Below are 25,460 nucleotides of genomic sequence, written 5' to 3'. Positions count from 1 at the left end.
TCATTTATCTGCGAAAATTAGGATATATCTACGAAATTGGTTCATTTATCTGCGAAATAACTGAAATATCGATTATTCGACAAAAACCAACATTTTCTTATGCGTATTCGTAAAAGCCTCTGCCTGTTTTCTTTCCAAGCCAGCCTGCTTTAACATACTTTCTTAATAGCGGGCATGGACGGTATTTATCATCTCCGAAGCCTTCATGAAGTGTTTCCATAATGTACAGGCATGTATCGAGTCCGATGAAATCAGCCAGTGTTAATGGCCCCATTGGATGATTCATGCCAAGCTTCATAACCTCATCAATCGCTTCCTTCGTTGCAACCCCTTCATATAAGGTAAAAATTGCTTCATTGATCATTGGCATTAACACTCTGTTAGAGACAAATCCTGGGAAGTCATTCACTTCAACTGGAACCTTCTTTAACGTCTTCGTGATATCTTCGATTGTTTGATAGACTTCATCAGCTGTTGCCAATCCACGGATGATTTCAACAAGCTTCATAACTGGAACTGGGTTCATAAAATGCATGCCGATTACTTTCTCAGGGCGCTTTGTTGCTGCTGCAATTTCTGTAATTGGCAAGGAAGAAGTATTGCTTGCTAGAATCGCGTGTGCTGGTGCAATTTCATCCAGCTGGCTGAAAATTTTCGTTTTGATTTCCATATTTTCAACCGCTGCCTCAATGATGAGGTCCATATCCTTCGCATCCGTTAATGCAGTTGATGGCGTAAGATTATTCAAAACCTCTTCCATTTGCTGTGCTGTCATTCGTTCTTTCTCTACTTGACGATTGAGGTTCTTTTTAATGACACCAAGTCCGCGGTCTACAAACTCCTGCTTCAGGTCATTTAATAAAACACTATATCCTGCTTGAGCACATACTTGTGCAATCCCTGAACCCATTTGACCAGCACCGATTACCATGATTTTTTGTACATTCATTTTTTCTGCTCCCCCAATTTGTTCGTTGAATACTATATTTCAAATTTAAACAATATACGTAGATTTCAGATAATAAAACCTAAAAATTTTACAATAGATTAGCGTACAGCCTATTGTTTTGGCACTTCAATCATAATCGCATCGCCTTGGCCGCCGCCGCTGCAGATAGCCGCAATGCCAACCCCGCCGCCGCGTCTTTTCAATTCATGCATTAATGTTAGAATAATTCGCGCCCCGCTCGCACCAATTGGATGACCAAGGGCAACCGCACCGCCATTTACATTGACTTTGCTTTCATCTAAGTTTGCAATTTTTCCGCTCGTTAATGCTACTGCTGCAAATGCCTCATTAATTTCGAATAAATCGATATCTTCAACAGATTTCCCTGTTTTCCGAAGAAGCTCATTAATCACTAGCCCTGGTGTTTTCGGAAAATCCTTTGCTTCTACTGCAATGGCCGCATGCCCTAGAATAACCGCTTCCGGCTTTCTTCCTTCACGCACCGCACGTTCCTCGCTCATCAATACGAGTGCCGCTGCTCCATCATTCACTCCAGGTGCATTCCCTGCTGTAATCGTTCCGCCTTGGCCAAAAGCTGAACGAAGCTTAGCTAACTTTTCAAGTGATGTGTCCTTTCGAGGCGACTCATCTTCTGCCACAATAATCGGCTCGCCCTTACGCTGCGGAACCTCTACAGGAACAATCTCTTCTGCCAATTTCCCAGACTCCATCGCTGCAATGGTCAACTCATGACTTCTTAGAGCCCAGCGATCTTGCTCTTCCCTGCTAATTTCTAGTTCTTCTGCTGCCTCATTGCCATACGTGCCCATATGGACGCCAGTAAAGCTGCAGCTCAAGCCATCATGCGTCATAAGGTCTTTTACTTGCGCATCTCCCATTCGTAACCCCCAGCGGGCATTCGGCAAGAAATACGGTGCATTGCTCATCGATTCCATTCCGCCTGCTACAATGACCTCTTCATCCCCTAAGCGAATAATTTGGTCACCGAGGGTCACACTGCGCATACCTGAGGCACAAACTTTGTTAACGGTTTCTGTCTTTACTTCCCATGGCAAGCCAGCCTTCCGTGCTGCCTGCCGCGACGGGATTTGTCCTTGCCCGCCTTGGAGAACGGTACCTAGAATGACTTCACCTACTTCTTCAGGCTTTACACCCGCACGATGCAGGGCCTCTTTTACGGCAATGCCCCCAAGATCAGATGCCGAAAAGCTGCTTAATCCGCCTGCAAATTTTCCGAAAGGTGTTCTTGCTCCGCCTACTATTACAGTTTTCCCCATTCGAATCGCCCCTTTAATTCAATTGTTAAGTATAAAAACATTGAGATGAAAAAGTAATTGTCTTTGAAGTTGTTCTTCGCTGAAGTTTCAATTAGTGGACTAGTTAAATGACTGAACGCTCGCTCGAAACAAATATAAAAAAATTTGCATACCTATTCCAAGGAATGTAAGCGCTTTATCCTATTATTCTATTTTACTTTAAAAATAGCAGAAATTGAAACACTTTACCCAAAATTCATAAAATTATATTATGAATGATGCTGTGTTTCAATTTCCACTGATTATTTATTATGATACGAGTGTCTGCTGTTCACCAATGACGGCTTTTTCTAGAATTTCAGCAACATCATACGTACCTACTTTTTCCTCTACTTCCTTCGCCTTTGTCCCATCTGAAAGCATCGTTAAGCAGTATGGACAGCCAGAGCTGATGATGCCTGGATTCACTGCCAATGCTTGCTCTGTCCGTGAGACATTAATGCGGTGGCCAGTTTCTTCTTCCATCCACATTAAACCGCCTCCTGCTCCACAGCACATGCCTGTTTCACGGTTTCTTTCCATTTCTACTAGCTTAACGCCTGGAATTGCTTTAAGGATTTCACGAGGCGGATCATACACTTCGTTATAGCGTCCTAAGTAACAGGAGTCATGGAAGGTAATCGTTTCGTTTACTGCATGCTGCGGCTTCAGTCTGCCTTCTTTAACAAGGTCGTAAAGAATTTCTGTATGATGGTACACTTCAGCTTCTAATCCGAAATCAGGATATTCGTTTTTGAATATATTGTATGCATGCGGATCAATTGTAACGATCTTTTTGACTTCATTCTTCTCAAACTCTTCAATATTTTTCGTTGCAAGCTCCTGGAATAAGAACTCGTTTCCAAGACGTCTTGGTGTATCGCCAGAGTTCTTTTCTTTATTTCCTAAAATCGCAAACTTAACGCCAGCTTCGTTCATTAATTTCGCAAAGGAAAGGGCAATTTTTTGGCTGCGGTTATCAAATGAGCCCATCGCACCAACCCAGAAGAGGTACTCGAATTCTTCTCCGGATTTTTTCAATTCCTTCACTGTTGGTACATATACATCCTCGCGCGCTTCTCTCCAGTTTTCTTTTTCCTTGCGGTTAAGTCCCCATGGATTGCCCTGGCGTTCAATATTTGTCATCGCACGCTGTGCATCTGCATCCATTTTTCCTTCTGTTAAGACAAGATAACGGCGAAGGTCAATAATTTTATCAACATGTTCATTCATTACTGGACATTGGTCTTCACAGTTTCGGCATGTTGTACATGCCCAGATTTCTTCTTCTGTAATTACATCGCCAATTAAGCTTGGGCTGTATGCAAGCCCCGCTGCAGCCTCTTGCGCTCCTTTTCCTGACGCAGCTAATGCTAGCTGGTTGCCTGTAGTATTTGAAAATGCAAATGTTGGCACCCATGGCTGCTTAGATGTGACAGCTGCCCCATGGTTTGTTAGATGATCACGAAGCTTTAGAATTAGATCCATCGGCGATAGCATCTTGCCTGTGCCAGTCGCTGGACACATATTTGTACAGCGTCCGCATTCTACACATGCATAGAAGTCTATCATTTGCAGCTGGTTGAAATCTTCAATTTTCCCCACACCGAACGATTCCTGTGATTCATCTTCAAAGTCAATTTTCGTTAATTTCCCAGGATTCTCTAAACGGTTAAAATACACATTTGCTGGTCCAGCAATTAAGTGAGCATGCTTGCCCTGTGGAACGTATACCAGGAATGCAAGAAGGAATAGCAGGTGAATCCACCAAGAAATGTAGAATACGACGATAGAGGCTGTTTCTCCCATCCAGGAGAATCCTCCCGCAATTAATGATGCGACCGGCTCTGTCCACACACCTTCATGGCCATGCCAGATCATCCCCATGCCGTTTCCAAGTAAGACGGAAAGCATTAACCCACCGATAAAAATTAAAACAAGACCTGATTTAAAGCCTCTCTTCAATCGTACAAGCTTTTCAATGTACCTGCGATAGAACGCCCATACAACGGCTACTAAAATCGTTAACGTAACAATTTCCTGAAAAAAGGTAAAGCCTGGATATAATGGCCCAAGCGGCAAATGGGCTCCTGGCTTGATTCCTTTAATGATAAAATCAATCGCGCCGAATTGAACAAGAATAAAACCATAGAAGAACATGACGTGGATTGCTCCACTTTTCTTATCCTTCATAAGCTTTTTCTGGCCAAAGACATTCACCCAGATCTTTCCGAGCCGCTCTTTCACATTATTATCGAAGTCAGCCTTTTTACCGAGCTTGATATACGCCATTCTTGTCTTAATCACATAAACAAACAGGCTAACAGCGTAAGCGGTTACAAGGAGAAATGCAATTAAGTTAATCCATAATAACCCGTTCATATATAAAGCACTCCTTTCTTGGATTCCTAATATACGTATTAGTCGAAAATTTTTAATACGATTCAATTTTCAGATATTATTACTTGTATCTATTATATAATGAATGAGCATTCAGTCAACCAGTTTTTTCTTTTTCTATAAAAATAATTATAGAATTTATTGACATGGAGATAATAATTGGAAATATATTTCCGAGGAGCACACTGCAATGACAATCCTTCTGACAATAGCAGCTATTTTACTAATTATTGCTCTTTGGCTTTCTCTTGATTTCACCCTCGGGAGAAAAAAACAGTTACAAGGCTTAAAACGAGTAAACTCCCCTTTTCGAGCAAGCAACATAGATATTTTCACTAAAGGACCGGAGCTATTTGCCGATTTTTTTTCCGAGCTAAAAAAGGCAACACATCATATCCATATCCTCTTCTATATTGTTAAGGACGACAACATCAGTAAAGAATTTCTTAACATATTAAAAGAAAAGGCGGATGAAGGAGTCGAAGTCCGCTTGCTCCTTGATCGAATGGGAAGCTTCCCGATTAAGAAGAAAACCATTGAATCGCTAAAAAGGCATGGGATTCATTTCTCCTTTGCCCACACACCGAAGCCCCCCTGCCTGTTTTATACGTTCCAGGCGAGAAACCACAGGAAAATCACAATTATTGACGGGAAAATTGGCTATATTGGCGGATTCAATATTGGCAAGGAATATATTAATTTAGACCCGAAGTTAAGTCCATGGCGTGATTATCACTTAAAAATGATCGGCGAAGGTGTGGCTGATCTGCAGAAGGAATTTTTAATCGACTGGCTTAAAGAGACGAACACCAATCTATTAGCAAATAACGCTTATTTTCCGGCATTGCATACAGGAAAGATTCAACACCAGATTGTTCCATCAAAAGGTGCCTTTTTGGAAGACACCTTTTCCTCTTTAATTAATAGGGCAAAAACTAAAATATTTATTGGCACACCTTATTTTATACCCAGTGAAAGATTATTAAATGACTTAATTGCTGCACAGGCAAGGGGAATTACATTAACCATCCTTGTTCCAAAAGTTTCAGATCATATCCTTGTCAAAGAGGCTTCCTATTCATCACTAAGGAAACTTCTTGAAAATGGCGCAGAAGTTTATGAATTTCAAACTGGTTTTTATCATGCCAAAACAATCATTATCGATGATGAGGTGTGCGATATTGGTACAGCAAATTTTGATAGACGCAGCCTTTTTATCAACTATGAAATAAACTGTTATATCTATGATCAGCCTTTCATTAAAAAAGTGCAGGCTGTCATTAAACAAGATATTCAGCATTCGAGGCAATTATCCTTAACAGAATTAAAACAGAGGCGAAATATCAAAGAGTGGGCAGCCCGACTTATTGCACCACTCTTATAATTGAAAATCGTAAGAAAAGCGGAAGGGCGCGGCTGAGATAAAGGAAACACGGTGAGCGAGAGCGAACCGATGTTGACTTATCGTAGGGAGGGGACCTGAAGTTTGATAGGCGATAGGCGCTGGAGCTAGATGCAGACAACCTGTCACAAAGTTATCCACAACATTCAATTTTATAATTTCCTAGAATACAAAAAAGCTGACTCCCGCGAGTCAGCTTTTCCTATTACATTTTTTCCGGTGCAGAAACACCGATTAAGGCAAGAGCATTTTTCAAGGAGGTTTGAACTGCCTTGATTAGTGCCAAGCGTGCTTTTGTCCGTTCAGGATGATCGGCATCCAAAACTTTTTCCGCATTGTAGAAGCTATGGAAAGTAGATGCTAATTCAAATATATAATTTGTAATTCGGTGCGGTAACCGCTTCCCCGCTGCTTCTCCAACTGCTTGCGGGAATTCGCCTAACTTTTTCAGGACATCCATTTCCTTTTCTGAAGAAATAAGGGAGAAGTCAGCCTGGCTGCCGACAGTCATACCTTGTTCTTCCCCTTGGCGTAAAATGCTTGAAATACGCGCATGTGCATATTGCGCATAATAAACAGGATTTTCATTAGATTGAGAAACAGCTAAGTCTAAATCAAAGTCCATATGCGTATCTGCGCTTCTCATTGCAAAGAAATAACGAGTTGCATCAAGTCCTACCTCTTCAACAAGGTCACGCATCGTTACAGCTTTCCCAGTACGTTTGCTCATCTTCATTTTTTCGCCGTTTTTATATAAATGAACAAGCTGGATAATTTCTACCTCTAAAGCTTCACGATTATAGCCTAGTGCCTCAATTGCCGCCTTCATACGAGGGATATAGCCATGATGGTCTGCACCCCAAATATTAATCAGCTGTTCAAATCCGCGCTCAAGCTTATCCTTATGGTAAGCAATATCTGGTGTTAAATATGTGTAAGAACCATCATTTTTAATAAGAACACGGTCTTTATCATCGCCAAAAGTTGTTGAACGGAACCATGTTGCTCCATCTTCTTCAAAAATATGGCCATTGTCTTTTAATGCTGTTAACGCCTTATCAATTTTCCCGTTCTCATAAAGAGATGTTTCAGAATACCAGACATCAAATGGGACACGGAAATCTTCAAGATCAGCCTTCAGCTTAGCCATTTCAACCTTTAAGCCGTATGCACGGAAAAAGTCAAAGCGTTCCTTTTCGTCTGCATGGACATACTTGTCGCCGTATTCCTCTGCTAGCTTCTTGCCGATGCCAATAATGTCTTCGCCATGGTAGCCATCTGCAGGCATTTCTTTCTCCATGCCAAGCGCTTGGAAATAACGAGCTTCTACAGACCATGCCAAATTATTAATCTGGTTGCCCGCGTCATTAATATAATATTCGCGAGATACATCATAGCCTGCCTTTGCTAAGATGTTGCATAACGAGTCACCAACTGCCGCGCCCCGAGCATGTCCAAGATGAAGGTCACCGGTAGGGTTTGCAGACACAAACTCCACTTGAACCTTTTGCTTGCCGCCGATATTTGTTTCTCCATATCGATCCCCTGCTTCAAGAATCGTTGGGATCAAATTTGTTAAGTAGCTGTTATCCATGTGAAAATTAATAAATCCCGGACCAGCCATTTCAATCTTTTTAATGGATGCTTTGGAAGAATCAAAATTCTCGATTAATGCTTCAGCTATTTGTCTAGGTGCCTTTTTTGCAACACGTGCCAGCTGCATAGCCATATTCGTAGAATAATCCCCATGTGATTTATCCTTCGGGACTTCTAGAATGACATCCGGAATTTGTTCTTCAGCTGCTAAATTTGCTTTTAGAACAGCATCTTTGATTTCTTGTTTTAATTTACTCTGCATTTGTTCAACACTATTCATTTTTCTTCCTCCTTTTGAAATGTTATGACTAAATGATATGTACCTGAATGTGCACCTTGTATGCTCATTTCATATAAAAGATCAATTGATCCAATGTCTGTCTGTTCATCAAACTGATGGACAAGCCTTTTTGTTAAAGTAGCCGTTTCAAATACCCCGTATGGCGTATCATAGCTGCCTCTTAGCTTTTTATTCATTTGAAAAGGAAGCCTCATTTTAACTGCACCGCTTCGCAAAATTAGACCATCCTGATCGGAAATTTTAATAATCGTCTTTACGGTGCCTTCTTCCATTTCCTCATTGTATTGCAGGAAACGGGCGTTTTCCTTTTTGTAGTATTGTCCAAAAGCCGTAAGTTCAAAAGTATCCTTACTGCTTCCATCGCGTATATCCGTTTTTACCTTAATTTTTACAGGCACTTGCTCCACTGGTTGGCCACACATCCTTTTCATTTCATTATAGTAGAAAACGATAACGGGTGCTAGTTGAATAAGAAAAGCGGAAGCGCCCCGCTTAGCGACGTATGGACTGGACGGCCCCCGACTGAGATAAAGGAAACACGAAGAGCGATAGCGATTCGATGTTGACTTATCGTAAGAAGGGAACGGAAGTCCGATAGTCGCTGGGCGCTGGGGCTAGACAATAAAGAAAAGCACAATTGCCTTGGTTATCGCCGTACAAACGCAGAAGGGCCGCGGCCGAGATAATAGAGACACAATGAGCAGAGCGAATTGATGTCGACGCAATCGTTGCGGAGTGGACCTGAAGTTTGATAGGTGATAGGACGCTTGCGCTAGACAATCCGAAATGCGGAGGTGGCTTGCCCAGGGGCGACAAGCATAAGACGAATCGGCAGGAAGGCTGCTCTTTAGCCTTCTTGTCAAGTTGGCTTATGATCTCGAGCCCCTAGCAGCGGTAGCCAGACAATTCTCTAACTCCAAAGCTATTCTTTCTTATTTCACGGAAAAAAACGGAGACAGCGGGTCTCCGTTTTTGATTATTAAAACAAGTAATAGCTGTATCATCTTACTTCTTGACTGCTTTTTTTACCTTAACTTTGTTTCTTATTTAATACATAGTTGGTAGAGGTTGACTTCCGCTCCAGGTAGCTCGCTTTCCGCGGGGTGGGCGCTGAGCCTCCTCGGCGCTTGCGCCTGTGGGGTCTCAGCTGTCCCACACTTCCCGCAGGAGTCTCGCCACCTTCTGCTCCCGTCAACCAAACTTTTTGCTAAATGTCTCATGTTCACACAACTAGGTAAAAAAACAAAATCTTTTTAGAATAGAACCTACTTATTTTATCCAGCCAAGAATCATTTCGCGAATGAGTTTGCTTGCTGTATTGGCTGTTTGTTCTGACGGGTCATAGATTGGGGCAACTTCCACAAGGTCTGCTCCTACTACATTAATTTCCGAACGGGCAATTTCATGGATGGAGGCAAGCAGTTCTTTAGATGTAATGCCTCCTGCATCAACTGTTCCCGTACCTGGTGCATGTGCAGGATCGAGTACATCAATGTCGATCGTGACATAAACAGGACGTCCGGCTAATTTTGGCAGCACTTCTTTTAGAGGCTCAAGCACTTCAAATTTTGAAATGTGCATGCCCACTTCTTTTGCCCATTGGAACTCTTCCTTCATGCCAGAACGGATACCGAATGAATAAACATTCTGAGGTCCAATTAATTCAGCTACCTTGCGAATTGGTGTTGAATGGGATAGTGGCTCCCCTTCATAATTCTCACGCAAATCTGTGTGTGCATCCATATGGATAATCGCAAGATCTGGATATTTTTTATACATTGCTTTCATTACAGGCCAAGAGACAAGATGCTCGCCCCCCATCCCTAATGGGAACTTATTTTCAGCCAAAAGCTTATCAATAAATTCCTCAATTAAGTCCAGACTTCTTTGCGGGTTTCCGAACGGAAGCGGAATATCGCCTGCATCAAAGTATTTTACTTCTTCTAATTCACGATCAAGATAGGCGCTGTACTCCTCAAGGCCGATAGACACTTCACGTATCCGGGCAGGGCCAAAACGGGAGCCTGGACGATAGCTGACCGTCCAATCCATCGGCATACCGTATAAAACAGCTTTACTTTCTTCGTAATTTGGATGGCTTTTTATAAAAACATTGCCTGAATATGCTTCATCAAAACGCATTCCTGTCATCCCTCGTTCGTTTATATTTGGAGCACAAAGCTCTTTTTTGGTCTTATTTTCAAATCAAGGTTACTTCACTAAATCCTGCACAAATTTCGGCAATACGAATGCTGCTTTATGAAGTTCCTTTGTATAATACTTCGTTTCAATCTCATGGAAGCGATCTTCGCTTACTGCAAGCGGATCGTATTTTTTTGAACCGATCGTAAATGCCCACATGCCGCTTGGATAAGTAGGAATGTTCGCTACATATAAATTGGTAATTGGGAAAATTTCTTTTACATCTTTTTGAACATTACGGATTAAGTCTGCCTTAAACCAAGGGTTATCCGATTGAGCAACAAAGATTCCATCTTCCTTTAGGGCTTTAGAGATCCCTGCATAGAATCCTTTTGTAAACAAGTTAACAGCAGGACCCACTGGCTCAGTTGAGTCGACCATAATGACATCGTATTCATTTTCACTTTCAGCAATATGCATGAAACCGTCGCCAACTTGTACATCGACACGCGGATCATCTAGCATGCCAGCAATCTCCGGCAAAAACTTCTTCGAATACTCGATTACTTTTCCATCGATATCAACGAGTGTTGCCTTTTTCACGCTAGGATGCTTAAGCACCTCACGAATAACACCGCCATCTCCTCCGCCTACTACAAGGACATTTTCAGGATTTGGGTGTGTAAATAATGGCACATGCGCCACCATTTCATGGTAAACAAATTCATCCTTCACAGAAGTCATAACCATGCCATCAAGCAAAAGCATATTTCCCCATTCTTCTGTTTCTACCATTTCAAGCATTTGAAAATCCGTTTGCTCTGTATGTAAAGTCTGTTTAATTTTCATTGTGATTCCGAAATTCTCTGTTTGTTTCTCAGTAAACCATAGTCCCATTTAGAATCATCCCTTCTATCAAAAAATGACAGGTATTTAAAGTAATAAAATTGGCTAGCGCAAGCAGCAGACTATCGCCTATCAAAACAAAGGTTTCCTTTATCTCAGCTAGTGCCCCCACATTTTGTAAGGCAATGATCAAGGTCTTCCACTTTTCTTATAATTCCCAAACGCCATAATTACAAACATGAGAAAAAGTATAGATGAATCTAGCGAAAATGCAAGAAAAAGTTACATGTATTTGATAAAAATGTTTAAAATCCCACTGTTTTTTCAATACTAGATAAATAGAAGTGCTTTTCAGGTAATTCTACCGTGATTCTTTAGGTTAGCCCAGAAAGGGGGAGGCACCGAAATGGAAATAATGACAAATCAGCGATTTAGAAAAGCAGGGAAATATTTTCGAGCATTCTTTATTATTAGCTTAATTGGACTTGCATTAACCGTGCTTATTGGTGCAGGTATTTTGCTTTATGCAAAAATACTTGGTCCCCCACCACTTGCTGTTCCGCAGTCAACTTTATTTTATTCTGATGACGGGACTGTAATTGGAGAGAGCCATAATGGGCAAAAGCGTTATTGGGTGGAGCTTGACCAAATCAGCCCGCATTTAATTGACGCTACCATCTCTATAGAGGATCGCAAATTTTATTCCCATCATGGGTTTGATTATAAACGGATCGTCGGTGCTTTACTTGCAGATATCAAAGCAATGGCAAAGGTTCAAGGCGCGAGTACCATTAGTCAGCAATATGCACGCAATTTATTCCTGGCACATGAAAAAACATGGAAGCGAAAGATGCTGGAGGCCTTTTATACGATTCGCCTTGAAATGAATTATACGAAGAAGGAAATTTTAGAAGGCTATTTAAATACGATTTATTACGGACATGGTGCTTATGGAGCTGAAGCAGCAAGCCAGTACTACTTTGGAAAAAAAGCTGGAGAGCTATCTCTAGGGGAAGCTGCAATGCTTGCTGGCATTCCAAAAGGGGCAGGCGTTTATTCCCCGTTCAACTCAATGGAAAATGCTAAGAGCCGCCAAAAACTTATTTTGCGAACCATGGTTGAAAACAAACTTATTCACAAAAATGACGTTGATAAAGCTTTAAATGAACAGCTTACTTTCGTCGGCAAACATCTTCACACAAAAACAAAGACAGCACCTTATTTTCAGGATACGGTTCGGCATATTTTAAAAACAGAGCTGAATTTGGATGATCGGGTCATTGAGCTTGGCGGTTTAAAAGTCTACACAACGCTTGATTTAAAACAACAGGAGATTGCTGAACAAACAGTAGAGAGATTGATTTCCAAGGAATCAGAGATCCAAACAGGACTGGTGGCAATGGATCCTAAAAACGGCTATGTCAAAGCGATGGTTGGCGGAAGAAGTTATGAGGAAAGCCCCTTTAACCGGGCTGTACAGGCTGTTCGCCAGCCTGGATCCACCATAAAACCGCTTCTATATTATGCGGCGCTTGAGAAGGGCTTTACGCCTTCCACAGTCATGCGCAGTGAGCAGACAACGTTTCGTTTTGATGATGGAAGACCAGACTACTCACCGAAAAACTTTAATAGCCAGTATGCAGACGGAGATATTACCATGGCTCAAGCACTGGCTTTATCTGATAATATTTTTGCTGTAAAAACACATTTATTTTTAGGTGAAAATACACTTGTCGATACAGCAAAAAAATTCGGTCTTACAACAAAGATGGCTGACGTCCCATCATTAGCCTTAGGGACATCTGGTGTAAGGGTCATCGAAATGGCCAGTGCCTATAGCATCCTAGCAAATGGAGGAAAAAAGGTTTCACCTATTATGATCACACGAGTTGAGGATCATCGCGGGAAAGTAATTTATGAGAATGACAAGCAGTCCATTCCGATTTTAAAGCCTGAATTAGCCTATGTAATGACTCAAATGATGACAGGCATTTTTGATCCGAAATTAAATGGCTATACTAATGTAACAGGGAGTACAGTCATTAATGATATTACACGCTCATATGCGGGAAAGTCTGGAACGACGGACACGGATAGCTGGATGATCGGCTTTTCTCCTCAGCTCGTCTCCGCCGTTTGGACTGGATATGATAAAGGAAAAGCAATTACACTTTCTGCAGATAAAGCATACGCAAAGAATATTTGGGCCCGCTTCATGGAGGATGCTCATAGAGGAAGGTCATCTAAAGGTTTTAAGCAGCCGAAGGGGACAGTAGGTGTTTATATCAATCCGGCAAATGGAAAGCTGGCAACAGACAATTGTCCAATCAAGCGGTTTACGTACTTTGTCAGCGGCACCGAGCCAACTGAATACTGTACGGACCATTTGCCATATACAGAGGAAAAACCAAGTAAGAAGGAAAATTCACCTAAAAAACCATGGTACAAAAAACTATTTGACTGGTAACAGCATCGGGCAATCTTGTCCTATGGAAATGGACAATATAAATAAGGAGCAAATAGACATAAGACCCATTAGAAGTGAAAAAACTCGAAGGAATTCCTCCGAGTTTTTTCGTGTCCTAGTTTTTATATAGTGTCTACACACTGTTTATAAGTTTACTTATTTTATTGGATTTGAGCAAGTAGTTAAAAATTTTAGTCAGTAAACTGTCACAATTTCGACAAAATTCATGAACTATTTCGATTAATTCACTTGCAAATCGTCTTTGAGCTGTTGTATAGAGCGTTCCCACATCCCAAGATTATGATTCTGCAAAAACTCAGCAAGAATAGCCTTTGATTTTGTATCCATATGATCCACGATAATATGCCTTTTAATGGATTTATCCATCCGATTTACATGTTCTGGCAAAGACTTATAGCCTCTGCGAATTTCTCTGTCTACTGTCATCTCGCAAGCTGTTACACCCGCATAGTATGGGCCTTCTTCCTTGCGGTCAATTGTCACCCAAACAAGCCAATAAGGCTTTCCATTCGGTACCTCTTCTTTGCTTTTTAGGAACTTTATCCCCTTTTCCACAGGGCTGCGGGCATGCATCGCCCCTACTTCTATCGACGCCTCTCCAGCATCCACATCAATAATGACAGGTGAAACATTGTCTAGGCTTAATGAGCCTGAACCAAATCCTCCATGCCCCTCTGTCGGGTCATTTTTTATAATATTAAACCCAATATCTTTCTTCTTTTTCTCTTCCAAAGGTATTCCTCCTTACAAAATTAATCGGTAAAAGAAATCGCCTAATCCATCGGCTAGGATTGGCAGGATCGTGCTAAAAATCGGCTGAATCGTATATTGATCAAGCGGTGTGATAACAAGGATCAAAAAAATGACAGAGCCGTATGCTTCAAATTGAGTAAGCTTCGGACGTATATGCGCCGGTGCCAGGTCCTCAACTATTCGATACCCGTCCAGTGGCGGAAACGGCAGTAAATTAAAAACAAATAAAACTAAGTTAAGATGGATAAAAATATTTAAAAACTCGGGTACAAATGCTGGCAAACTCGCGGCAGTACCCATTCTCAGCAGCGTATACCATATGATAAACCCTAAAATGGCCATTAGCAGATTACTTATCGGCCCGGCAATCGAAACCATGATTCCTGCAAGTCTTGGATTCTTAAAGAAAAATCGATTTACAGGTACGGGTCTTGCCCATCCGAAGCCCGCAATAAAAATTAATATTGTCCCGATTGGGTCTAGATGCTGAATTGGATTTAACGTCAATCTTCCCTGCTTTTGTGCGGTTGAATCGCCAAATTTATATGCCACAAACGCATGGGCAAACTCATGGACCGTGAAGGCGATCATTAACGTAATCGCAACATATGGAATTTCTCTAAGTGAAAAGGCTAGAAATTGTTCCAAACACCAAACCCCTCTTTCAAACTGAAGATCCAATCTAGGGAATAATATTCCCCTTATATATTAGTTAAAAGTATACACGACTTTGCGCTGAAAGTGAAAGATAGACAAACTCGCCAATACTTGCACATTTTTTCGAAATATGAAAAACTACAAATGATATAAAAAAGGCTATTTTTACAAATATTGTTGCTAATAAAACATGATGGGCTGGAGTTGACTTCCGCTCCAGTCAACTAAACCTTTTTGTCGAAATTATCCATACAAAAAAACAACAATCTTTTGAAAGAGCCTAAATAATTCCTACAATATAAAAAAATGAAAAGGAGTTGATATTCATGCCATATGTAACAGTAAAAATGCTAGAAGGACGCACGGAAGAACAAAAGAAAGCTCTTGTAGAAAAAGTAACAGCAGCAGTGAACGAGACAACTGGAGCACCAAAGGAAAATATCGTAGTCTTTATTGAAGAAATGACAAAGAATCATTATGCTGTTGGCGGAGAACGCTTAAGTGATAAATAAAGCCGAGCATTAATGCCCGGCTTTTTCTCTTAAATTGGCAATATATTGATAAGCAGCTTCTACTTCTTCATCTGTGTAGCGCTGCTTGCTTTTTAACGTAAAGATCTTTTCTTTCACTTCTTCCTCTGGAAGGGTATCAAAATATAACACCGTTGAAACTAGTTCAAGAAATCTGGCATTTTGATTGTTCATATCTGTTAAACATTCTTGAAGATTCGGCATTGACACATCACTCAGGCTTAAAAATTCCTTGCCATTTTCCGTTAATGTATAGCGGTACTGATAGTATCCGCCCTTCTTCTCCTTCACTTCATCTAAAAAACCCATATTGCAAAGCTCTTCCACTCTTAATGTTAATTCCTCTGAATAAGGGCCGTAAAAATGAAATTGAAATCGCTCCTGAAAAGGGAAAGCCAGCTTTTTTGCGATATACACCATTTTCTGCAGTTTTTTTCGTCCGATAATTTCCTCCGAAGCGGCAATCGCATGAATGATTTTGGCATGATCTTTTAACAAGCTCTTCATCTCCTACTCCGTTTAGTCCCATATCTTAATGCTGTGTTAAACTTTGCTGTTAATTTCAGCTGCAATCAACAAAGCAAGATAATCAAATACTCTGGTTTTAACACAGCTTAGTTTAATAATCTCTAGTCCATTTCCAACAGCTTTCGAATTTGCTTCTTAATCAGCGGCTCGGACGAATCATCCTGCAGGAGATCCGCTGGATAATACAATTTATGATCGGTTCTTCTCTTCCCTGAGATCGCATCAACAATCTCTGATTCTCTGGAAAGCTCTCGAATTTCCTTGTTTTTCATTAATAAATGTATCGGAAGCCTTTCTTCCTCTTCACCCGGGCGGTAGAAATCATACGGCAAATCTGATGACGAATCGACAACAAGATAATATTCGGGGTCAATCCCTGCTTTCTCAAATAGGACAGAAAGCTCTGCAAGCTTTTTATATTCCTTCGCAGGCTCAAATTCCGCGTACTTATATAAATTACGGTTCATAAAGCGGCAGCAAAGGTCGCGAAGGATTGAATCTTCTTCCTCCTGCCACATTTGAAAGTAATAAAGAATAATGGCTTCATCAAGCTTAATATAATCCTCTAATGTTATTTCCCCATTAAACATAGAATAAAAATGAATCGGCTGCGATCTAAATGAATACCCTTGTCCATGCAGGTATTTTGCCCGATGCAAAATTTTCGTCAAGATCACTTCTGCACTTCGGGTTACTGGATGAAAATAAACTTGCCAATACATTTGGTATCGGCTCATTATGTAATCCTCGACGGCATGCATTCCGCTTTGCTTAATGACCACTTGATCCTCTCTTGGCTGCATGACACGCAGGATACGTTCCATGTCAAAATGACCGTAGCTAACCCCTGTAAAATAAGCATCTCGTTGCAGATAATCCATTCGATCCGCATCAATCTGACTGGAGATAAGGCTGACTACAAGCTTATTTTTTGACGTTTTCGCAATAACCTCAGCTACTTTTATAGGAAAATCCTTTCCTACCCTTGATAACACTTGGTTAACTTCCGTTTCTCCGAGAATAATAGCTCTTGTAAAATATTCATGATCCAAATCAAAAACTTTCTCAAAAGAATGCGAAAAAGGACCATGTCCTAAATCGTGAAGGAGAGCAGCACATAAAGAAAGGAGGCGGTCATCTTCATTCCATTCCGGCCTTCCAATAAATACATCATCCGCAATCCGCCTGACAATCTCGTAAACACCAAGTGAATGATTAAAACGGCTATGTTCGGCTCCATGAAAGGTTAAGTAGGTTGTTCCAAGCTGCTTAATTCTTCTTAGCCGCTGGAACTCCTTCGTGCCAATCAAATCCCAGATTACCCGATCCCTCACATGAACATACCGATGAACAGGATCTTTAAACACCTTTTCTTCACGTAGCTTCTCCATCGAATAGGCCATCTTTTACCTCCGATTTTCCAACTTCTCTCTATTATATCTCGATTTCAAACGCAATTCACTACACATTTTCTGATATTTCCGCTATATTCGACAAAATAACCAAACGCGCAAGCTCCTAGATCACCCCCGACAAACACAAGACAAGCCTTACTAAAAAGGTGTCTTTTCCCCTTTATGGAAGGCCTGATCAAAATGTGGATGCCATCTTCAGGAACGAAAGCATTAGACACTCCTATACTGAAGATATATTTTGCCCTCTTAAAGGGATTACGAGTTTCTAAAAACTTCATCTAGACATGCTTGTGAGCTCGAGGTTGACTAAACGCGGCGCCCTTTACGTCAGGGCAGGGTGCAGGAGCTGAACGCAGGTAAGCTCCTCTCAAAGGCTAGACACAAAATTTGCTTGCAAACAAAAAATCACCTTAGGACACTCTTCAAAGGTGATTTTACTTTTTCAGCTTTTTATTAATTTTTTCCTTTAATTCTTCTTCCGTTAAACCGGCAAGCGGACGATTATTTACAAATGCGAATGTTTTCTTTCTGCCTGGCCCACAATAGGATTGACAGCCTATTTCTATCTTTGCCTCTGGATCTATTTCTTTTAAAAGAGGAATTAATGTTTTTAAGTTTACGCCTAGACAATCATCGCAAACACGAAATTCGTTTGCCATCTATATTACAACCCTTTCTGCGGTCTAGCATAGTTATCTATAAGTTTTGCCGATGCTAGTTATTCTTATTCACTTGGCTCATGGTGTATTTTACAGCTTAACCTTTTTCTTTGCAAGCCGTTTCACCCCACTAGCAATATGGAAATTTATATATTTTTTATACAGGTTCACGTATACAACAAGTTCTATTTTATCATACCTATCTATTGTTTTTATAAAAATCTACTATCCTTTTAATCCAATTTGTATAATTTCAGCCAAAGTTGTCCATCCTTAAACTAAGGTTTTAAAAAATTGCAAATTAAATTGGGAGTTGAGGAAATGAAAGTTCGTCAAGATGCATGGACAGATGAAAATGATTTATTACTAGCCGAAACTGTATTGAGACATGTTAGAGAGGGCAGCACACAATTAAACGCCTTTGAAGAAGTCGGAGACAAGCTCGATCGTACTTCAGCAGCCTGCGGATTTCGCTGGAATGCTGTCGTTAGACATCAATATGAGAAAGCACTCCAGCTTGCTAAGAAACAGCGAAAGCAAAGACAGCGAATTCTTGGAAAAGATCAAGGCGGAAAGAAAAAGCTGCTCTATTCACCTCCAGTACCAGAATTAAAAGAAATGGAAACTACTACTATTTCATTGCCCGAGTCTGTTTCAGCTAATGAGAATTATATTGAAGAGTATGCAGAAGAAATCATTGAAGCTAAACCTACGCCAGTCTATAACGAAGTGCAGCAAGTGCAGCATTATCCTGTCAGTTCAGAAATCAATCTCGATCGTGTTATGTCATACTTACAATCTTTAAAACACTCGAGTATTCAGCTGGATATTTTAAGAAATGAGAATGAAAGATTAAAGCGTGAAAATGCGCAGATTAAGAGCCGAAACGAAGAGCTTGAAGGAAAGATTGGCCAGTTAGAGCAAAATACCGTAACCATTCAAGAAGATTACGAGACCTTAATGAAAATTATGAACCGCGCTCGCAAACTTGTACTCTTTGATGAAGAGGAAAGGCCAGCAACTAAATTTAAAATGGACCGAAATGGGAATTTAGAAAAGGTTGCAGAGTAATGCACTGAAGCTAAACAATAGATAGAGGACATTCACTTGCCAGTGGACGTCTTAGACAGGAATAGGAGAAGGAAGGCAGCATGCCCCGATTAAGAAAAGCCGTAACCCTTTTGAGGTACGGCTTTTCGCTATTAGTTATCACCGAGCACCTTTTCATTTCTTTGGACGACGCGATCGTAATAAGCTTCATATAATTTACGTTCCTCTTCTGTCAGCCCGCCGCTGAATAAATGATTACACCTGTTTTTCAAACTAGTTAACAGCCGAAACATTACATCCTGCACGGTAAGAGGGGTATTCAATAACTCAGACAAGGATGCCATGACTGATGGTTTAATATCAGGATAATGAAATTTTGTTTCTGTATTCTTTTTCGCTGTTTGATAAAATTGCTCGATTAACTCAGCTCTGCTGCTTCCGCTCCCGTCTATACAAAGATAAATTTGTACAGCTGCCCCGCCGCGGAGCCGCCTTTGTGAAATGCCGGCAAATTTTTTACCACCAATGCTAAGATCATAGCTCCCTGGACAATAGGAACCAACAATCTCCTTTGCCTCAATGTCTACTGGAAAATCTGAAAACATTTCTTTAATAAGCATCCACATCGCATCATAGCCGCTGTTAATATCAATGCCTTTTTCTCCCTCTGGAAAAATAAGCGAAATATTTAACACGCCTTCATCAAGTACAACTGCCAACCCGCCTGAGTTTCTGACAATGACCTGATAGCCTTTCTTTTTTAGAAAATCAATCCCTTCCTCCAAAAAAGGCAGTCTTGTATCCTGTATACCTAATACAATTGTCTTTTCGTGCACCCAGGTTCGAGCCGTTGCGGGAGCTGTACCGCCTCCTACAGATGCACATAGCGTATCATCTATTCCAAATGAGTGCAGAGCAGGTAAATGTTTAGCCAAAACCGACTCATCAATAACTCTCCATTGCTCTTGCTGTAATAAATCTTTCATTTATTGAACTCCTCTTTATTAAAGGGGATCTACCCTTTTCCCCTAAAGTAATCTATCTTTACCAATTCATTTATTGGACAACTTCTCTAGTTTATTCGCCGTCTTCTCGCTTAAATTGGACAAAATTGCATTTTATTCGCCAAATACAGCTGTTTATTTGCCAAAGCCATTATATCAACAGATAAGACAGAAAAAAAGAGCTAGGCATAAGTCTAGCTCTCTGCAACAATCTATTGATTTAACGCCTGTGCTGCGGTAATTAAGGCAAGCTTGTATACATCCTCTTCATTACATCCGCGGGACAGGTCATTTACCGGTCGGTTTAAACCTTGTAAAATTGGGCCAACCGCTTCAAAATGACCAAGGCGCTGGGCAATTTTATAGCCGATATTACCAGCTTCCAGGCTTGGGAAAATAAATACATTCGCATCCCCTTGGAGCGGAGAGTCCGGTGCTTTCTTTTGTGCAACAGAAGGCACAAACGCCGCATCAAATTGAAACTCTCCATCCAAAATCAATTGCGGATCGCGTAATTTTGCCTCCTGAACAGCAGCCGTGACCTTCTCCGTTTCCGGTGACTTTGCAGAACCCTTTGTTGAAAAGCTCAGCATAGCTACTCGCGGTTCAATATCAAACATTTTTGCTGTCTTTGCGCTTTCAATTGCTATTTCAGCCAAGTCCTGGCTATCAGGTGAAATATTGATAGCACAGTCTGCGAAAATATACTTTTCATTCTCACGAACCATAATAAAGACACCTGATGTTTTTCCCACGCCTGCTTTCGTTTTGATAATTTGAAGGGCCGGCCGTACTGTATCTGCTGTTGAATGGGCAGCACCGCTCACTAGCCCATCCGCTTTATTTGTATACACGAGCATCGTCCCAAAATAGTTTTCATCCAGTAAGATCTTTCGAGCATCTTCTTCAGTCGCTTTCCCTTTCCGTCTTTCAATAAAAGAAGCAACAAGCTCATCTATTTTTTCATAGTGGCCCGGATCATAAATTTCTGCAGATTCTAATGAAATATTCATTTCCTTCGCCTTTGCTTCGATCGATTGAACGTTTCCAATTAAAATCGGTATAATCATTTTTTCAGCCGCTAATCTCCCCGCCGCTGCCAAAATACGTTCATCACTTCCTTCAGGAAAAACAATCTTTAAACCTTTCCCATTCACTTTGTCTTTTAAAACTGAAAATAAATCACTCATAAGGGCTCCTCCTAATTTTCAATCGTATGTAATCACTTAAGTTTCTCCATCTAATTCCGTACAGCTTCCCCTTCTAGAATACGTTACTCAAGTAAAAATTCAAGTTTGTTTTATCACATTTACAACGCCTTTTCTAATGTATATTCCAATTATTCCTTATTCACAAACATGAATGCCCCTACTATTTGCTTCTTGTAACAAAATATCCACAAATCTGTCATATTAATCAATATCCTTCTTTTTTACAAGTTTTATTCCCTTATCATTTGGAGAAACTATGATATAGTTATGGTGTGATAATTCGCACATATACATATTAGGAGTGATAGTAATGAGTGAAGCAGCAAAAACGCTTGAAGGCTGGTATAGTTTACATGACTTCCGTGCAATCGATTGGACATCATGGAAGATGTTGTCAAGTGATGAGCGCCAAGCAGCTATCCATGAGTTTTTATCCCTTTTAGATAAGTGGAGCACAACTCAAAGCGAGAAAAAAGGAAGCCACGCATTATATACAGTTGTTGGCCAAAAAGCTGACTTTATGATGATGGTTTTAAGACCAACACTTGAAGAAATAAATGAAATTGAAAATGAATTCAATAAAACGAAACTAGCAGAATATACAGTTCCTACGTTCTCTTATGTTTCCGTTGTTGAATTGAGCAATTACTTGCCTTCCGATCAGGATCCATACCAAAGTCCAGAAATATTGGCTCGTTTATATCCTATTCTGCCTAAATCCAAGCATGTTTGCTTCTATCCAATGGATAAGCGCCGTCAAGGAAATGATAACTGGTATATGCTCCCAATGGAGGATCGCCGGAATATGATGCGCAGCCACGGAATGATTGGCCGCCAATACGCTGGAAAAGTAAAACAAATTATTACTGGATCTGTAGGCTTCGATGATTATGAGTGGGGTGTTACATTATTCTCTGATGACGCCCTTCAATTTAAGAAGCTTGTATATGAAATGCGTTTCGATGAAGTTAGTGCAAGATATGGTGAGTTCGGTTCATTCTTCGTAGGAAATCTTCTTGAAGAAGACCGTATCGCACAGCTTTTACACATTAATTAATTTTTCATACAGCCTCCTTTGCCTATATGCGAAGGAGGCTTTCTTTTTGGCTGCAACATCCCTAATATCATTTTCTTACAAAGAAAAGGAGAATAAAAAAACAGGCCTATACATACAAATGAATTAGTGAGTATTTATCAGCAATATCAAGATTCATTAGTCTACTATATCCATATTCTCCTGAGCTTTATATGAAGCTTCATTTTGATTTTTAGGAGGGAAACGTGTGAGTCAAAACTTTAATCAGTATCAGTACACAGCAAACCCATACTACGGGTATCAGCAGCCATATACAGGAGGAACTTCTAATACTCCTGCATATAGAGTGCAGCCACCAATTGCCTACCCGCAAATGCAAACTGTTCCATTTCCAACAACAGGAGTCGGCAGTGCCCCATCACAAGCTCCACAAGTTCCAGGGATGCTTCCGATTGAGCAATCCTATATCGAAAACATTCTGCGTTTGAACAAAGGAAAACTTGTTACGGTTTATGCCACTTTTGAAAATAATCGAGAGTGGAATGCCAAAAAGTTCGAAGGCATCATCGAAGCTGCGGGGAGGGATCATGTAATCTTAAGTGACCCGCAATCAGGCATGCGGTACTTAATCCCAATGGTTTATGTAGACTATGTAACGTTTGAAGAAGAAATCGAGTATGATTATCCTTCATTCGGTGGAGCACCGAGCCTTTCTCAATACAGTCCTAGGTAATACAAAAAAGAGCTTTGACACAAAACGTCAAAGCTCTTTCATTTCTTATAAATGCTTTACTGCTGCGATGATTAACAATATCCATGCTGTTAAAAAGCAAACACCGCCAATTGGCGTGATAGCCCCCAGAACACCAATTTTCGTTAGTGTCAGGATGTACAAACTTCCGGAGAAAAAGATAATCCCGATTAACATGAACCAGCCTGACCAGGATAATAAAGCACTTGCTGGCAGTTTGCCTAGAAGGACACCTATTACTAATAATCCCGTTGCATGGAACATTTGATAGGTAACTCCTGTTTTCCAGATTTCTAAATACTTTGGCTCAACCGTCTTTTCAAGACCATGAGCACCGAAAGCGCCTAAGGCCACAGATAAAAAAGCATTAATAGCTCCAAGAATAATAAATAATTTCATTTTAGCTCCCTCTTTTCCACTTAAAAGTCGAACAATGAATCTCCATTTGCCTCATCTTCCAACTCTAGACGTTTAGGCTGCTGTATACTAGCTGGCTGCGCCTGATAAGCCGGTTGTTTAGGAATATATGTATGATTTGGAGCAGCCGGCTGAACCTGTTCATCTAATATGAGCTCACACAGTGATTTAATTGAATAGATTCTTTCTCTTATTCTTGCCTCATTGATGTTTCCTTTCGCTTCATGCAATTCCTCTTCGATTTTCCTTAGCAGTTGCTGGACGGAAATGTTCAACATTTTCACCTCTATTTATCATGCTTTTGTTTCTACTAATATAAAGTGATAGTGGTTATTCTCCGCTTCAGGATGCGCAGCGAACCGCTGGGTGTGCGGTGAGCATCCTCGCCCAATCGCTCCTGAGGAGTCTCCCCTGTCCCATTTATCCCGCTGGAGTCTCGGATCCTTTGCTCCAATCAACCACCGTTTGTTCAAAAGCAGGAAGCACGAGAAAGGAGTTTTACTTTAAATACCTATTTATCATTTACCAGCTTTCTTTTCAAAACGCAAGCAAGGCTCACCGGAGGCTCGAGGAACTTCTACTGATGGAAGCTTTGCTGTTTTAAATTGGAATGCTTTGCAGCCCTTTGGGAATCTTTGGTCCCAAGTAACATAGAAAAATTTACATTTGAAACAATCAATTCTGTTTTTCTCCATTTTCTCATTCCTCTTTTTAATCAACATTCATTATACATGAACTGGCTGAATTTTTCGATCCATCCCTCACAATTCGTAAGATGACAAAAATGCTGTCTGTTTCACGTGAAACACATCATTTCCTGGGGAATTTTGTCGTATCGCAAATAATTATTAGCATCTGTTTACAATCTATCATGTGGATGTTAGCTGATATTTCAACTATTAAATTGGCTTTTCCCGCTTGACCATAGACTTTCTTTATACAAAAAAATCTCCGACTAATTTATAGTCAGAGATTTACTGTTATCCAAGCAGACGCTGATAAATTGATTTTGCCTGTGTTAAATCATTCGTTCCATGTATAAGTGCACGACCATCATTGAAAATAACGAGACGCTGTTCGTCTATCTCAACAGAAAGTAAATATGGGTTTCCCTTCACCTTATATCCAAGTTCTTTTAATTGCAAGGATAAATCATTTAACTGAATATTCTGCTGTCTAGGCGGGCGAATCTGTACTGTATCTCTGCCGCAAAGAACAGTCGACTTTGTCATATTCTCGCTATCTAAATACGGATAGGTTCTATTTTCCCCACATGATAAACAGCCAGCATCCTTTGCTTTTGAAACCTTCATGCTTGTATATTGATTTCTCCATAAATCGAAGCTGACAAATGACGTACGGACAGCCTCCCAATCCTCTACAAGGATCTTCAACGCCTCAGCTGATTGGTGGGAAATAACCATTTGAACAGTGGGTGCGATGATCCCACCTGTATCACACGTCATCCCCTGAATAGGGATCTTTTTCAGAATACAATTTAAACAGGGCGTCTTCCCGGGAAGAATGGTTAAACTCATGCCAAAACTGCCGACACAGGCCCCATAAATCCATGGGATCTGATATTTTTGCGAGACATCATTAATCGCCATTCTCGTTTCAAAATTATCTGTTGCATCAATAATTAAGTCCACACCTTGAATGAGCTCCTCAAGCTTTTCCGGTGTTGCATCTGTAATAACAGCCTCAATCTCCACATCAGAATTAATCTTTCGAAGTCGTTTTGCAGCGGCTGCTGCTTTAGGCAGCTTTTCCTCCACATCTTGCTCTGTATACAGCTGTTGACGCTGCAGATTGCTAGCCTCTACATAGTCCCTATCAACGATAGTCAGCCTGCCTACTCCTGCTCTTGTTAATATTTCTGCATTGCCTGAGCCTAACGCACCAGCACCTATCATCAATATATGTTTTGAACGAATTTTCTCTTGTCCCGCTTTCCCAATCGGTGAAAACAAGGTTTGTCTAGAATACCTTTCATCCATGTGCGTTAC

The 25,460-nt window shown here is 40.6% G+C and carries 23 protein-coding genes; 6 read left to right on the top strand and 17 right to left on the bottom strand.

All coding sequences use genetic code 11. The annotated features are described in order from the left end of the window. Positions 1-97 precede the first annotated feature (97 nt). The 3 genes from ASU02_RS01170 to ASU02_RS01160 form a co-directional block, all read right to left on the bottom strand. Entirely contained in the window at positions 98-949 is an 852-nt protein-coding gene (locus tag ASU02_RS01170) for a 3-hydroxybutyryl-CoA dehydrogenase (protein ID WP_057760114.1), read from the bottom strand. A gap of 110 nt (positions 950-1,059) precedes the next feature. After that, positions 1,060-2,247, bottom strand: coding sequence for an acetyl-CoA C-acetyltransferase (locus ASU02_RS01165; RefSeq protein WP_057760111.1), 1,188 nt, complete (start codon positions 2,245-2,247; stop codon positions 1,060-1,062). 288 nt (positions 2,248-2,535) lie between these two features. Next, positions 2,536-4,647: a heterodisulfide reductase-related iron-sulfur binding cluster gene (locus tag ASU02_RS01160; protein WP_057760109.1), complete on the bottom strand. Its 2,112-nt coding sequence runs from the start codon at positions 4,645-4,647 to the stop codon at positions 2,536-2,538. Between the two features lie 208 nt (positions 4,648-4,855). Here ASU02_RS01160 and cls point away from each other — a divergent pair, with 208 nt between their 5' ends. Continuing rightward, a complete protein-coding gene (cls, locus tag ASU02_RS01155) occupies positions 4,856-6,049 on the top strand; it encodes a cardiolipin synthase (RefSeq protein WP_057760107.1) in 1,194 nt (397 codons plus the stop codon). Between the two features lie 223 nt (positions 6,050-6,272). Here cls and argS read toward each other — a convergent pair whose 3' ends face one another. The 4 genes from argS to speE all read right to left on the bottom strand — a co-directional run bounded on the left by argS (position 6,273) and on the right by speE (position 11,003). Beyond that, positions 6,273-7,943, bottom strand: coding sequence for an arginine--tRNA ligase (argS, locus tag ASU02_RS01150; protein WP_057760105.1), 1,671 nt, complete (start codon positions 7,941-7,943; stop codon positions 6,273-6,275). Then, positions 7,940-8,371, bottom strand: coding sequence for a DUF1934 domain-containing protein (locus ASU02_RS01145; protein WP_232426111.1), 432 nt, complete (start codon positions 8,369-8,371; stop codon positions 7,940-7,942). Before ASU02_RS01145 ends, argS begins: the two co-directional genes overlap by 4 nt. A gap of 862 nt (positions 8,372-9,233) precedes the next feature. Then, on the bottom strand, positions 9,234-10,106 hold the full coding sequence (speB, locus tag ASU02_RS01140; protein ID WP_057760099.1) for an agmatinase: 873 nt from the start codon (positions 10,104-10,106) through the stop codon (positions 9,234-9,236). A gap of 69 nt (positions 10,107-10,175) precedes the next feature. Further along, a complete protein-coding gene (gene speE, locus ASU02_RS01135; RefSeq protein ID WP_057760096.1) occupies positions 10,176-11,003 on the bottom strand; it encodes a spermidine synthase in 828 nt (275 codons plus the stop codon). A gap of 355 nt (positions 11,004-11,358) precedes the next feature. On the opposite strand from speE, the gene ASU02_RS01130 reads away from it, so the two are divergent. Continuing rightward, positions 11,359-13,419 (top strand): transglycosylase domain-containing protein, encoded by a 2,061-nt coding sequence (locus ASU02_RS01130; protein WP_057760094.1) that lies wholly within the window; start codon positions 11,359-11,361, stop codon positions 13,417-13,419. A 240-nt stretch (positions 13,420-13,659) separates the two neighbouring features. Here the strand turns inward: ASU02_RS01130 and ASU02_RS01125 are convergent, their stop codons facing one another. Both ASU02_RS01125 and ASU02_RS01120 read right to left on the bottom strand, forming a co-directional pair. Beyond that, the gene (locus tag ASU02_RS01125; protein WP_057760091.1) at positions 13,660-14,172 is read right to left on the bottom strand and encodes a YwhD family protein; all 513 of its coding nucleotides are present in this window, start codon (positions 14,170-14,172) and stop codon (positions 13,660-13,662) included. Positions 14,173-14,184: 12 nt separating this feature from the next. Continuing rightward, positions 14,185-14,841: a site-2 protease family protein gene (locus ASU02_RS01120; RefSeq protein ID WP_057760089.1), complete on the bottom strand. Its 657-nt coding sequence runs from the start codon at positions 14,839-14,841 to the stop codon at positions 14,185-14,187. A gap of 335 nt (positions 14,842-15,176) precedes the next feature. Here ASU02_RS01120 and ASU02_RS01115 point away from each other — a divergent pair, with 335 nt between their 5' ends. Further along, positions 15,177-15,362, top strand: a complete 186-nt coding sequence (locus ASU02_RS01115; protein WP_053478503.1) for a 2-hydroxymuconate tautomerase — start codon at positions 15,177-15,179, stop codon at positions 15,360-15,362. A 9-nt stretch (positions 15,363-15,371) separates the two neighbouring features. On the opposite strand, the gene ASU02_RS01110 is transcribed toward ASU02_RS01115, so the two are convergent. The 3 genes from ASU02_RS01110 to ASU02_RS01100 form a co-directional block, all read right to left on the bottom strand. After that, complete coding sequence (locus ASU02_RS01110; RefSeq protein WP_057760087.1) at positions 15,372-15,878, bottom strand: YwgA family protein; 507 nt, start codon at positions 15,876-15,878, stop codon at positions 15,372-15,374. A 131-nt stretch (positions 15,879-16,009) separates the two neighbouring features. Next, complete coding sequence (locus tag ASU02_RS01105; RefSeq protein ID WP_057760085.1) at positions 16,010-17,311, bottom strand: HD domain-containing protein; 1,302 nt, start codon at positions 17,309-17,311, stop codon at positions 16,010-16,012. Between the two features lie 446 nt (positions 17,312-17,757). Continuing rightward, the gene (locus ASU02_RS01100) at positions 17,758-17,982 is read right to left on the bottom strand and encodes a DUF1450 domain-containing protein (RefSeq protein ID WP_053478500.1); all 225 of its coding nucleotides are present in this window, start codon (positions 17,980-17,982) and stop codon (positions 17,758-17,760) included. Between the two features lie 321 nt (positions 17,983-18,303). On the opposite strand from ASU02_RS01100, the gene ASU02_RS01095 reads away from it, so the two are divergent. Further along, positions 18,304-19,053, top strand: coding sequence for an RsfA family transcriptional regulator (locus tag ASU02_RS01095; protein WP_057760083.1), 750 nt, complete (start codon positions 18,304-18,306; stop codon positions 19,051-19,053). Positions 19,054-19,184: 131 nt separating this feature from the next. Here ASU02_RS01095 and ASU02_RS01090 read toward each other — a convergent pair whose 3' ends face one another. Together ASU02_RS01090 and pta are read right to left on the bottom strand one after the other, a co-directional pair. After that, positions 19,185-20,018, bottom strand: a complete 834-nt coding sequence (locus tag ASU02_RS01090) for a lipoate--protein ligase family protein (protein ID WP_057760081.1) — start codon at positions 20,016-20,018, stop codon at positions 19,185-19,187. 230 nt (positions 20,019-20,248) lie between these two features. After that, entirely contained in the window at positions 20,249-21,226 is a 978-nt protein-coding gene (gene pta / locus ASU02_RS01085) for a phosphate acetyltransferase (protein ID WP_057760079.1), read from the bottom strand. A 331-nt stretch (positions 21,227-21,557) separates the two neighbouring features. Between pta and hemQ the strand changes: the two genes are divergently transcribed. Beyond that, complete coding sequence (hemQ, locus tag ASU02_RS01080; RefSeq protein WP_057760077.1) at positions 21,558-22,304, top strand: hydrogen peroxide-dependent heme synthase; 747 nt, start codon at positions 21,558-21,560, stop codon at positions 22,302-22,304. 226 nt (positions 22,305-22,530) lie between these two features. Further along, entirely contained in the window at positions 22,531-23,016 is a 486-nt protein-coding gene (gerQ, locus tag ASU02_RS01075; RefSeq protein ID WP_057760075.1) for a spore coat protein GerQ, read from the top strand. A gap of 45 nt (positions 23,017-23,061) precedes the next feature. Here gerQ and ASU02_RS01070 read toward each other — a convergent pair whose 3' ends face one another. The 3 genes from ASU02_RS01070 to ASU02_RS01055 form a co-directional block, all read right to left on the bottom strand. Continuing rightward, positions 23,062-23,433 (bottom strand): DUF423 domain-containing protein, encoded by a 372-nt coding sequence (locus tag ASU02_RS01070; RefSeq protein WP_057760073.1) that lies wholly within the window; start codon positions 23,431-23,433, stop codon positions 23,062-23,064. 20 nt (positions 23,434-23,453) lie between these two features. Beyond that, positions 23,454-23,729: a YwdI family protein gene (locus ASU02_RS01065; RefSeq protein WP_232426110.1), complete on the bottom strand. Its 276-nt coding sequence runs from the start codon at positions 23,727-23,729 to the stop codon at positions 23,454-23,456. A 702-nt stretch (positions 23,730-24,431) separates the two neighbouring features. Next, the gene (locus ASU02_RS01055) at positions 24,432-25,451 is read right to left on the bottom strand and encodes a MoeB/ThiF family adenylyltransferase (protein ID WP_057760069.1); all 1,020 of its coding nucleotides are present in this window, start codon (positions 25,449-25,451) and stop codon (positions 24,432-24,434) included. Positions 25,452-25,460: the final 9 nt, after the last annotated feature.

The organism is Cytobacillus praedii (assembly GCF_001439605.1).
GTDB classification, from domain to species: domain Bacteria; phylum Bacillota; class Bacilli; order Bacillales; family Cytobacillaceae; genus Cytobacillus; species Cytobacillus praedii.
This window is presented reverse-complemented; position numbering and strand designations above follow the sequence as displayed.

Bases quoted from the DNA above. Each gene is read 5' to 3' on its own strand.
- ASU02_RS01170 (WP_057760114.1), bottom strand. From the start codon at position 949: ATGAATGTACAAAAAATCATGGTAATCGGTGCTGGTCAAATGGGTTCA.
- ASU02_RS01165 (WP_057760111.1), bottom strand. From the start codon at position 2,247: ATGGGGAAAACTGTAATAGTAGGCGGAGCAAGAACACCTTTCGGAAAA.
- ASU02_RS01160 (WP_057760109.1), bottom strand. From the start codon at position 4,647: ATGAACGGGTTATTATGGATTAACTTAATTGCATTTCTCCTTGTAACC.
- cls (WP_057760107.1), top strand. From the start codon at position 4,856: ATGACAATCCTTCTGACAATAGCAGCTATTTTACTAATTATTGCTCTT.
- argS (WP_057760105.1), bottom strand. From the start codon at position 7,943: ATGAATAGTGTTGAACAAATGCAGAGTAAATTAAAACAAGAAATCAAA.
- speB (WP_057760099.1), bottom strand. From the start codon at position 10,106: ATGCGTTTTGATGAAGCATATTCAGGCAATGTTTTTATAAAAAGCCAT.
- speE (WP_057760096.1), bottom strand. From the start codon at position 11,003: ATGGGACTATGGTTTACTGAGAAACAAACAGAGAATTTCGGAATCACA.
- ASU02_RS01130 (WP_057760094.1), top strand. From the start codon at position 11,359: ATGGAAATAATGACAAATCAGCGATTTAGAAAAGCAGGGAAATATTTT.
- ASU02_RS01115 (WP_053478503.1), top strand. From the start codon at position 15,177: ATGCCATATGTAACAGTAAAAATGCTAGAAGGACGCACGGAAGAACAA.
- ASU02_RS01105 (WP_057760085.1), bottom strand. From the start codon at position 17,311: ATGGCCTATTCGATGGAGAAGCTACGTGAAGAAAAGGTGTTTAAAGAT.
- ASU02_RS01100 (WP_053478500.1), bottom strand. From the start codon at position 17,982: ATGGCAAACGAATTTCGTGTTTGCGATGATTGTCTAGGCGTAAACTTA.
- ASU02_RS01095 (WP_057760083.1), top strand. From the start codon at position 18,304: ATGAAAGTTCGTCAAGATGCATGGACAGATGAAAATGATTTATTACTA.
- ASU02_RS01090 (WP_057760081.1), bottom strand. From the start codon at position 20,018: ATGAAAGATTTATTACAGCAAGAGCAATGGAGAGTTATTGATGAGTCG.
- pta (WP_057760079.1), bottom strand. From the start codon at position 21,226: ATGAGTGATTTATTTTCAGTTTTAAAAGACAAAGTGAATGGGAAAGGT.
- hemQ (WP_057760077.1), top strand. From the start codon at position 21,558: ATGAGTGAAGCAGCAAAAACGCTTGAAGGCTGGTATAGTTTACATGAC.
- ASU02_RS01070 (WP_057760073.1), bottom strand. From the start codon at position 23,433: ATGAAATTATTTATTATTCTTGGAGCTATTAATGCTTTTTTATCTGTG.
- ASU02_RS01065 (WP_232426110.1), bottom strand. From the start codon at position 23,729: ATGTTGAACATTTCCGTCCAGCAACTGCTAAGGAAAATCGAAGAGGAA.
- ASU02_RS01055 (WP_057760069.1), bottom strand. From the start codon at position 25,451: ATGGATGAAAGGTATTCTAGACAAACCTTGTTTTCACCGATTGGGAAA.